The sequence below is a fragment of the Listeria valentina genome, assembly GCF_011800755.1.
In the GTDB taxonomy this organism is placed as follows: Bacteria; Bacillota; Bacilli; order Lactobacillales; family Listeriaceae; genus Listeria; species Listeria valentina.
In genome coordinates, this window is sequence record NZ_JAATJW010000076.1 from 1 (window position 1) to 10,198 (window position 10,198).

Genomic DNA, 10,198 nt, shown 5'->3' on the forward strand with positions numbered 1-10,198 from the left:
TGATACACTCCCTATAAAGTAGACACTAGGAATAAAAAATCTAGTTCACTTTAGAAGGAGTGTATTTTGTTATGACTATAAATAAAACTGATTTTAATACTAGAGTTTTTCTAGTAAATGAGATTATTAAAAATGGGAAAAGTGTTGCCACTGTTGCTAAAGAAAATAGTATTAGTCGAGGAACTTTATCCGACTGGTTTAGAAAGTATAAAAAATTTGGTCCAGAAGCGCTAAAGCCCTATCGAAAAAAATATAAATATACCTATCAAGAAAAACGAGAAGCGGTTAAAAGTGTTATTGTAGATGGAAAATCAATTCAAAGTACTGTGGAAAATTTTAATATTTCTTCCAAAGCTGTTTTAAAAGCATGGATAAAAAACTATAATAGTCAGAAAGAATTAAAAACTACAGGAAGTGGGCTTTCTACTATGAAGAGTAAAAAACCGTCAAAGAAAACATCCGTACAAGAACGTTTGGAAATAGTCCAATATACAATAGCACAAAATTATAATTACCAATCAGCGATAAAAAAATACGACGTTTCTTATCAGCAAATATATACGTGGATAAGAAAATATAATTCCAAAGGAATTCAAGGTTTACAAGATAAGCGAGGTCGTAATCAACCTATTGAAGAGTTAACAGAATTTGATAAATTGAAACTAGAAAACAAAAAATTAAAAGAACGTAATGCGTTTTTAGAAATGGAAATTGATATTGAAAAAAAGTTACAAGAGCTCAATCGGAACAAAAAAACTTTTCATTAAGCTATAAAGAAAAGTATTATCAAGCGATTTTCGAGCTCCATGAAACCAAAAAATATAAAATAAAGAACCTTTGTGATTCTATAGGAGTAAGTCGAAGTGGCTATTACAAATGGTTAAATAAAGAAAAATCAGCACAAGAAATAAATATAGAAAAGTTAGCCTTAAAAATAAAAAAAATCTTCAAAGAATCAGATAAAACTTTTGGTGTGATTCGTATTCAATGTGCTCTAAAACGCGAATTCAACATAAATGTTAGCCAAAAAAAGATACGTAGACTAATGAGAATTATGAATTTATACCCTGAAATTCGAAAAAAACGACCGGATTGGATCAAAACTACTCCGGAATATACTTTTGATAATGTGATTCAACGAGACTTTATAGCATCAAAACCTAATGAAAAATGGTTTACTGATGTAAGTTACTTGTTTTATGGTAATCATCAAAAAGCCTATATAAGCGCAATTATAGATAGATATGACATGAGCATAGTTTCTTATATGATTAGTAAAAAGAATGATAACAAACTCGTTATGGATACAATAAAAGCTGCATACAAAGAAAACCCTAATATCACTCCCATTATTCATAGCGACCGTGGATTTCAATATACATCGCGTGAATACAATAATTTAAGTAAATTATTGTCATTTAGAATTAGTATGTCTCGAGTAAGCAAATGCTTAGATAATCAACCTATAGAATCATTTTGGGGAGTTTTAAAATCTGAATACTACTATAGAAATACTTTCCCTACCTTCGAATCATTAAGAGCAGGTATTACTAAATACATTAAATTTTATCAAAATAAACGATATGTACCTAAGTTCGGTGGGTTAGCTCCAATTGAGTTTAGAAAAAAAACCATATAAAAAACTCCTAGATTTAATCTAGGAGAATATTTTTTATATTTCCTCTGTCTACTTGACAGAGAGTGGTTCAAAGCTTATGGTAGGTTATTTTTTATTATGGTTATTGCTGTCTCGAATGAGTAACACCAAGGTCGCAAAAGCGATCATAAGTGTCATAGTCTCATAAGGGGACATGAATTATTCCTTTCTAGGGATAACGCAATAATAAGCCATAAGGCATCACCCCCGATATTGGAGATTTAGCCACCACCATAAACTACTTGCAGGCTAATTATAACATACGTGAAATAGAATCCCAATTTAAGATAAGGGCACAAAAAGTCATTTAAATAAAGCAACTAAGGATACAAAGATAGCCGATGCTCCGATTGTTATAGATAATCGATCTTTAGGATCAGCAACTGCTTGGTAAAATTTCTTTTGGAGGAATAGAATTGCTTTTTTGGCTTCATAAGGAATAAACCACAGTAAATAAAGAAAGAATAGCAATCTTATCCAGATAGGAAGACCAGATGTAAGATTAATGAAACCAAGGATAGATATTAAAGCAAATAAATGCCTTGAAAAAAAGAGTAGTAAGGGGGAAACTGTTTTGCTTTTCTTCTGTTCTTTATCAATTCTATTTCTATTCAAACAAAAAAATCCTGTATAGAGGATCAAAATGCCCAAAAGAAGCATATAGGTAGTTTGTTTTTGGGATTCACTTAAGGAGAAGTTCCATTTTTTTAGATCCCAGGTGAACAATAGGAGTGAAAGAAGAATCGCATCACAACCTGCATAAATAAGAAATTTTCCAAACCAGGTATTAGAATTTTGTTTTATAGCATTTTGAATCTTTTTAAGCAGAGTAGGACTTTCAGAAGTATCTTCAGAAGAATTTTTAATTTTAGTCAAAATTGCGTCCCCTTTCAATTGTATTAGTTCCATTCTAATAGCTAAAAGTAACATTATTCAAGTCTGGAGGTTAAAAATTTCGGACTTGCTCCTATAGATAGACTTTATATCTAAATCTGATATTTGGAATATACGTTGATAAGTATCAAATAAGTCAAATTAGGGTACACCCTAAGTTGACTTTTTATTTTTATTGTTTTAAGCCGATGTCACTTTTCTATTTAAATGGCAAAAATTTTCAGCAATAAATGGCAAAAGCTACCAATTTTTGGTAGCTTTTTATATACCTATCACTAAACTATCTCTTGCTGCTTCGACAACTTCTACAGTAATCTTATCCATTTGATTGATTCTTAAAATACGATCAATCTGTGCAAATAAACGATGAATAAGCCTAAAATTTCCTTTTGTAATTTTAATGATAGTTGTGATAGCCTCATAATCAGAAAAATCTTCTAACTTAATATCAATTCCTAAGTCTGACCATTTGTATTCCAAAATATGATGTGTTTCATCCTTACTAAGGTTATCAAATTCATGCGCAAATCCTATGCGAGAGTAAAGTTGCGGATAACGAGACAACCTTTTTTCAATACCAGGCATACCGATAAGAACCATTGCCAGATCATTTCTATCATAAATATCTCTTAGCTGTTCTAAATGCTGAAGCTTTAAACGATCAATTTCATCGACAATAATTAAATCAATTGCTTCATAGGTTTTAGGCACAGAAGGATCTTCTTGATTGTATTTTAGTACCATATGCATTGCTTTAGTCAGACCTATTCTACTAGTTATTGTATTAATATCAGAACTGACACGAGACATCTTTTCAGCTGGTGCAGTATAAAAAACTTTATTTACACTTAATATTTCATCTGTAGCATTTTTTCCAATATCATCAGCACGATGATAGGCAATTTGCTTTTCTATATTATCCCAGTTACAGTAATACCTTGAAGATAATGTTTTACCTACGCCAGGAGCACCATAGCAAATTCCAATATACTTATATTTAATACATGCGTCACAAAATTCAGCAAATCGTTTATATTCTTTTGTTTCAATAAAGGTTTTATTCATTATAGTACCTCTTTAAAGCTGATTTCTTAGGTGGGGTAGTTATTTCTTCATACTTTTTCTCTTCAATTAATAATTCTACAGAACTTGGTACTTGTATTTTTTGTTTTAATAATTTTTTTCGTTTATTTCTAGCAAAAATTAAATCATCCATATTGATTTCATAATTTGAAATATCTGGAGAAATGGCATTACAAAGAAACTGATTCTTATAAAATACTCTAATTTCTGCCAAATCATTTGGCGTATAACGGATTAAAACAGGTTCTCCAACAAACGCAGATAAATTAGGATTAGTATATCGTAATCCTTGGAAATGAATTCCATCAGAGTGGACTTTTCGAGTTTTGGGAATTTCTAATAACAATAGATCTAACTCTTCTAAACTATTAGGCATATTCGGTAAAAATAATTGCTCACTCCATTTTTTTATCGGACTTACTTTAATAGAAGAATGATTTGTTTGATTATATTCATTGATAAGAAAACAGTGTAATTTCTCTTTAAATTCTTGAATAGTTAATAATTTTTCGTTGCAGTTATTTTCAATATAGCCTGGCAATCCTTCTAAAAGCATTTGGTTAATTGTCTGGAAAAAACGTTCAATTTTCCCACGCCCTCTTGGAATTCCTATGGCAGAAAAAATGAGGTTTATTCTTAAATCAACAGCGACTTGTTCCATAAAATTTGAAGTAAAATCACTTCCGTGATCCGTATAAAAATTTTCAGGAATACCACATATAGGCCACGAAGAATCTTTTTTTGTCCAAATAGCTTGATGTAAGGTTAATGCGGTATTGATTGCTGAAGGGGCAGAAAAACTCAAATAATAACCAGCCACAGCTCGACTATAATCATCTAATATAATAGTCAACCAGGGACGATTTATATTCCCTTTTTCATCAAGTAAATTGATATCTAATAAGGTATGATCTGCTTGCCAAATTTCATTCGGTCTTGTTGCTTCCCTTATAGCAATTAAATCATAATTCTCTTTATATATTTTCTCTCCCTCATGGGCTAACTGAATGAGACTTTTGGGAATCCTTTTACGTAATTTATAAATTTGAGAATAACTTGGTATATCCAGTTTGTTCTCTTTACAATAGTAAGCAATTTTTCGAGATAATGTCTTTGTACTTATTTTTTTGTATCTCAATACGAATTCTTCTATTTTTTGTCGAACTTCTTCTGAAACTCTAATTTGCTCAAAATCAGTTCGTGTCTTCCTAATTAAACCAACTAGACCATCATGTTCATATTTTTGTACCCAACGATAGAGTGTACGAGTAGGTACTTTATTTTTAATAGCTATTTCTTTTATCGTTTCTTGTTTATTAAGATAAGGCTCAATAATTTTATATTTTTTCATCGCATCTATTCTTTGCTGTTCTGAAAAATTAGTGAGCGTTTGTTTTTCCATCTTTTTCCTCCATTTTATCTAAATAACGATAAATCGTTGTTCGAGAAACATTCCAACGTTCGGCAATAGTTTTAATGGGTGTTCCACTATCAACTAGAGTCTTTAATAATTCTAAGTCTTGTGCTTTTAATTTTTCAGGGCGTCCTCCAAATCGCCCTCTTGCTCGAGCTGCTGCTCGTCCTGCTGCGGATCGTTCCAGGATCAAATTACGCTCAAATTCTGCAAATGCCGCAAACAAATGAAACATGAGCTGTCCTGTAGAACTTGATTTGTCCATCGTAATATTTTCTTGAAGACTATGAAAACTAACACCACGCTCATTCAGTCGATTGACGATTGAAATCAAATCTTCCATATTTCTACCTAAACGATCTAAGCGCCAAACGACAAGTGTATCGCCAGAGCGAACAAAATCAATGGCCATTTCTAATCCTGGTCGATTACTTTTTGCCCCACTCATATGATCAGTAAAAATTTTTTCACAACCAAATTTATTTAGGCTGTCTTCTTGTAAATCCAAATTTTGTAAACCAGTAGATACTCGGGCATATCCTATTTTCAAAAAAATCACTCCTTCATTAATTTAATTGTAGCATAACTTTATACCAACGGTATAAATGAACATAGATTTTATGATGGGTTTGTGAACACTAAAAGTATAGAAAAACTTAAATTTAAGGTAAAAAAATGAAGTGTCCATAAACGCCTGATTTTATGAACACTTTATTTTGAAAAAAGAACTAAGAAAATTATTTTGAATAAATTTCTTAGTTCTTAAATATTTATAGTTTATGTCAAATAAAAAAATATACCATTTAAATAGAAAAATGACAAACGTTCGACAAGACCAACAACCGACTTGATGAAGTCAAAGAGCAAATTCCTGAACGGCAAGCATGAGGGCAACAAATCGAGGTGTTCTTGAAATAATTGGAGCAGGTTGGTGTGGTCGATCAATTCGATGATGATTTGTTTATTGGACTGGTTAATAGTATTCAGGTTTCGAGGGATAAAGCTGTGGTACTATTTAAGGATGAGACTGAGGTGGAAGGTTAGGATAAAGAATGTCGCATGATCGTTTATAGAATCCCAAGCGACTTTCTTAATGCGAGTTGTCATAACTGATCTTGACCTCTTGAGGTAAGTCATCAGGAATTTGTGCTTGAACAGCGTTCTCATCCCCTTGTTTAATTGCCTCATCGTAGTACCAGCATTTGAATTTAATCATATCAAGCATTTTTTGCATCTGCTGAATTTCATTTTCAATCGTTTCTTTTTGACGTTCAAATAACTCTTTTCGCGTCTCAAAGGTTTCAGTTCCGAGTTTTGTCCACTCCATAAATTGTTTGATATCTTTTATTTCTAGTCCGGATTTTTTCAAACATTCAATGACACGTAGTGCTTCAATTTCATTTTCCGAAAATTTGCGGATTCCTGAAACTCGTTCTATTGTGGGGAATAATCCTTCTCTATCATAGTAACGAAGTGTAGAAATAGGAATATTGAACATTTTTGATATTTCACCAATTGAATAAGTCATAATACCTCCAAAATAATTTCGACGTAGTCCTTGACCTAAAGTCAAGTTTAGGTATTAGAATTATATTACCTTACAAAAGCAATGTCAATTTCAAGGAGGAAATCAACATGAAAGAAGAATTGAACATCACTCAAGAATGGGATAAAGTTTTCCCTCAAAGTAGTCAAGTAAACCATCATAAAGTAACCTTCCCTAATCGCTTTGGGATTACATTGGTTGCTGATTTGTATGAACCCAAAGTCCAAACAGGTAAGCTTCCGGCGATTGCAATTAGTGGACCATTCGGCGCAGTCAAAGAGCAATCATCAGGTCTTTATGCTCAAACAATGGCTGAACGAGGATTTTTAACAATTGCTTTCGATCCATCATTTACTGGAGAAAGCGGTGGCTTCCCTCGAAATGTCGCATCAGGTGATGTTAATACAGAGGATTTTCAGGCAGCTGTCGATTTCTTATCCGTACAAGAAAATGTTGATCCAGAAAAGATTGGTTTAATTGGAATTTGTGGCTGGGGTGGTATGGCACTCAACGCAGCAGCAATTGATACCCGAGTGAAAGCTACAGTTGCTTCAACGATGTATGATATGTCCCGAGTGACTGCGTACGGCTACTTTGATTCAGTTGATGCCGATGGACGATATGAATTACGTCAACAACTCAATGACCAACGCATCGAAGATTTCAAAAATGGAGATTTTGCTCGAGCAGGTGGTGTCGTAGATCCATTGCCAGAAGATGCGCCTTACTTCGTCAAAGATTATTTTGACTACTATAAAACAGATCGCGGCTATCATAAACGCTCATTGAACTCGAATGAAGGTTGGAATGTCACATCTTCGCTTTCATTACTGAATACCAAGTTGTTAGCCTACAGTGATGAAATCCGTAACGCTGTGTTAATTATCCATGGTGAGAAAGCTCACTCACGCTATTTTGGAGAGGATGCTTTCAAGAAGTTACAAGGCGATAACAAGGAGTTGATGATTATTCCGGGAGCATCACATACTGACCTTTACGATCAGGTGGGTATTATCCCATTTGATAAGATGACTGAATTCTTTAACCAGTATTTGGAAGTGAAATAGAATAAAGGTATAGGTACGGACGTAAAAAAAGAATGGAGGATATGATAATGGTTGAAAAACAAACGGCTGGAAGAGATGCTTTAGGGGAATTTGCACCAAAATTTGCAGAATTGAATGATGATGTATTGTTTGGAGAAGTATGGTCGAGAGAGGATAAGCTTTCCTTAAAGACTCGCTCCATTGTAACAATTACGTCCCTGATTTCTAAAGGGATTGTTGATTCATCTTTGAGTTATCACTTGGAAACAGCTCGGAAAAATGGTGTGACACAAACAGAAATGGCTGAGATTTTAACACACCTTGCTTTTTATGCAGGGTGGCCTAATGCTTGGGCAGCCTTTCGTTTGGCAAAAGAAGTCTATGCGGATGATTTGAATGAAGAAGAGCACGGTGGCTTCTTTGGACAAGGCAAACCTAATACGGATTATGCGCAATATTTCATTGGTCAAAGCTATTTGAAGCCACTGACTAATCCTGAAGAGACAATTTTTATCGCCAATGTTACATTTGAGCCTGCTTGTCGCAATAATTGGCATATCCATCATGCCAAATCTGGTGGAGGTCAAATCTTGATTTGTGTAGATGGTGAAGGCTGGTATCAAGAAGAAGGGAAACTTGCTCAAAGTTTGAAACCAGGAGATGTTGTGACAATTCCGGCAGGTGTCAAACATTGGCATGGTGCTAAGAAAGACTCTTGGTTTAGTCATCTAGCTGTTGAAGTGCCTGGTGATGAAACGTCAAATGAGTGGCTGGAACCGGTAACTGACGAAATGTATGATAACCTTTAGGAGTGATTTAAGTGGAAGTTAGAATTCAGGATATCATTCAAGCATATGGAACTAAGGATGAGACCTCACCGAATATAGCAGCATATGCGAATGAGCTGTATCAAGAAGCAATCAAAATTGGCATGGAAATGAATACCGCATACCATACGCCGGAAGAACTTCGTGAGATTATGAGTCGCTTAATCGGAAAAGAAATAGATGAAAGTTTTCGAGTTTTCCCACCGTTCTATACAGACTTTGGGAAAAATATCACGCTTGGTAAGAATGTCTTTATCAACTCTGGAACTCATTTTCAAGACCAAGGAGGCATTGTGATAGGAGATGGTGCCTTCATAGGGCACAACGTAGTACTCGCTACAATCAATCACGACTTATATCCCAAGAATAATCGCAAAAACCATTATGCGCCCATTGTTTTGAAGGATAACGTCTGGATTGGTTCAAACACCACGATTACTTCTGGTGTGACAATTGGCGAGTGGTCAGTAGTCGCAGCAGGTGCAGTCGTAACAAAAGATGTGCCACCATATAGTATTGTTGGTGGTATACCTGCAAGAGTCTTAAAGACAATTGATCCAGAAGGAGACAACGACTAATAAACCAAAAAGGAATCGACCTTGCATCCTCGCATGCGGGAACGATTCCTTTTTTCGTACTCACAAATACGCTTAAATCCACAACCATCGCTAAACTTTTACAAATTCCCTACTACTTTGTAAAAGTGCAACAAGGCAAAATGTAATTGTATCGCTAAGAACGTCTAAATAGAAGCACTGTGTACATGAACCGTACGCACAGTGTTATTGGGATATGCTACTAATGGCTCTTTCTTTACATGATTCAGATAATAGAATATTACTTAAGATGAATATACCTGACTATAATAGGTAATCTTTAAGTCGTACTAAAATATATTGATCTAGCAAAGAGGAAATTTGGACTATCCATTATTCCAGATAAAAGAATTTATATAGAATGTAGAAAATAAAATGTAGAAAATAATAGGATATTTAGTGTTCACACGACGATTCTAAGATCATTTAGAATTAATTAGACCTGTAGTTGGTTAAACAAGGAGAATAAGACGATCTCTAAATTGTCATTTATTACTAAAAATTTTTGCCATTTAAAAATAAAAGTGACAAGCCGATTATAAGTGTAAAATTAGGGTGTAAAATAATTGGTTTTAAAAATGGAGGAGTTTGAAATGATTGTTGGCTATGCTAGGGTGAGTTCTTCTGATCAAAATTTGGATCGACAAATTTCAGAATTCCAAGAACATGGAGCTGAAAAAATTTTTGTCGAAAAAAATCAGGTGCCGATTTTGTAAATCAAACTGAATTCTTTAAAGCCTTAGATTATGTAAGAGAAAATGATTACTTTATGGTTGAAGCCATTGATCGACTTGGACGAGACTATGAAGAAGTATTAAAAACGGTGAATCATTTAAAGGAAAAGAAAGTGGGATTACTGGTAACGAGTGTTCCCATGCTAAGCCAGCCACTAGCTGATCCTTTACTTGATCGATTTGTGAAAGATTTAATGACGCAACTTTTAGCAATGATGGCTGAACGTGAACGAACAGAGAGTAAGCGAAGACAAGCGCAAGGAATTCAAATTGCGAAAGAGAAAGGAATTTACAAAGGGCGTCCAACTTTATATGCGCCTAACGCGAAAGATCCACAAAAAAGGCTTGTTTATCAGGAAATCGTTCGAATGCTAAAAGAAGGAAAATCAGTGAAAACAATT

At 34.0% G+C, this 10,198-nt stretch carries 10 protein-coding genes and 2 pseudogenes; 6 read left to right on the forward strand and 6 right to left on the reverse strand.

The annotated features are described in order from the left end of the window. The first annotated feature begins 71 nt into the window (after positions 1 to 71). Together HCK02_RS12280 and HCK02_RS12285 are read left to right on the forward strand one after the other, a co-directional pair. Positions 72 to 767, forward strand: a complete 696-nt coding sequence (locus tag HCK02_RS12280; protein WP_167630404.1) for a helix-turn-helix domain-containing protein — start codon at positions 72 to 74, stop codon at positions 765 to 767. Positions 768 to 781: 14 nt separating this feature from the next. Then, positions 782 to 1,639 (forward strand): annotated as a pseudogene (locus tag HCK02_RS12285) (IS3 family transposase); the annotation flags it as partial. Between the two features lie 84 nt (positions 1,640 to 1,723). Here the strand turns inward: HCK02_RS12285 and HCK02_RS14310 are convergent. The 6 genes from HCK02_RS14310 to HCK02_RS12310 form a co-directional block, all read right to left on the reverse strand. Next, entirely contained in the window at positions 1,724 to 1,813 is a 90-nt protein-coding gene (locus HCK02_RS14310; protein WP_220096652.1) for a putative holin-like toxin, read from the reverse strand. A gap of 147 nt (positions 1,814 to 1,960) precedes the next feature. After that, complete coding sequence (locus HCK02_RS12290) at positions 1,961 to 2,533, reverse strand: hypothetical protein (RefSeq protein WP_167630405.1); 573 nt, start codon at positions 2,531 to 2,533, stop codon at positions 1,961 to 1,963. Positions 2,534 to 2,812: 279 nt separating this feature from the next. Continuing rightward, the gene (locus HCK02_RS12295; RefSeq protein WP_073490776.1) at positions 2,813 to 3,616 is read right to left on the reverse strand and encodes an AAA family ATPase; all 804 of its coding nucleotides are present in this window, start codon (positions 3,614 to 3,616) and stop codon (positions 2,813 to 2,815) included. Then, positions 3,609 to 5,036, reverse strand: a complete 1,428-nt coding sequence (locus HCK02_RS12300) for a Mu transposase C-terminal domain-containing protein (RefSeq protein ID WP_167630406.1) — start codon at positions 5,034 to 5,036, stop codon at positions 3,609 to 3,611. The genes HCK02_RS12295 and HCK02_RS12300 overlap by 8 nt, the downstream gene beginning before the upstream one ends. Further along, entirely contained in the window at positions 5,014 to 5,598 is a 585-nt protein-coding gene (locus HCK02_RS12305) for a recombinase family protein (protein WP_073490771.1), read from the reverse strand. Before HCK02_RS12305 ends, HCK02_RS12300 begins: the two co-directional genes overlap by 23 nt. Before the next feature lie 540 nt (positions 5,599 to 6,138). Further along, positions 6,139 to 6,576, reverse strand: coding sequence for a MerR family transcriptional regulator (locus HCK02_RS12310; RefSeq protein ID WP_034258242.1), 438 nt, complete (start codon positions 6,574 to 6,576; stop codon positions 6,139 to 6,141). Between the two features lie 107 nt (positions 6,577 to 6,683). Between HCK02_RS12310 and HCK02_RS12315 the strand changes: the two genes are divergently transcribed. From HCK02_RS12315 to HCK02_RS12330, 4 genes and pseudogenes are all read left to right on the forward strand, one after another. After that, on the forward strand, positions 6,684 to 7,661 hold the full coding sequence (locus HCK02_RS12315; protein ID WP_167630407.1) for an alpha/beta hydrolase: 978 nt from the start codon (positions 6,684 to 6,686) through the stop codon (positions 7,659 to 7,661). Positions 7,662 to 7,708: 47 nt separating this feature from the next. Beyond that, on the forward strand, positions 7,709 to 8,449 hold the full coding sequence (locus HCK02_RS14245; RefSeq protein ID WP_167630408.1) for a carboxymuconolactone decarboxylase family protein: 741 nt from the start codon (positions 7,709 to 7,711) through the stop codon (positions 8,447 to 8,449). Positions 8,450 to 8,460: 11 nt separating this feature from the next. Beyond that, a complete protein-coding gene (locus tag HCK02_RS12325; protein ID WP_246215599.1) occupies positions 8,461 to 9,045 on the forward strand; it encodes an acyltransferase in 585 nt (194 codons plus the stop codon). A 611-nt stretch (positions 9,046 to 9,656) separates the two neighbouring features. Then, positions 9,657 to 10,198: pseudogene (locus HCK02_RS12330) on the forward strand (recombinase family protein); the annotation flags it as partial.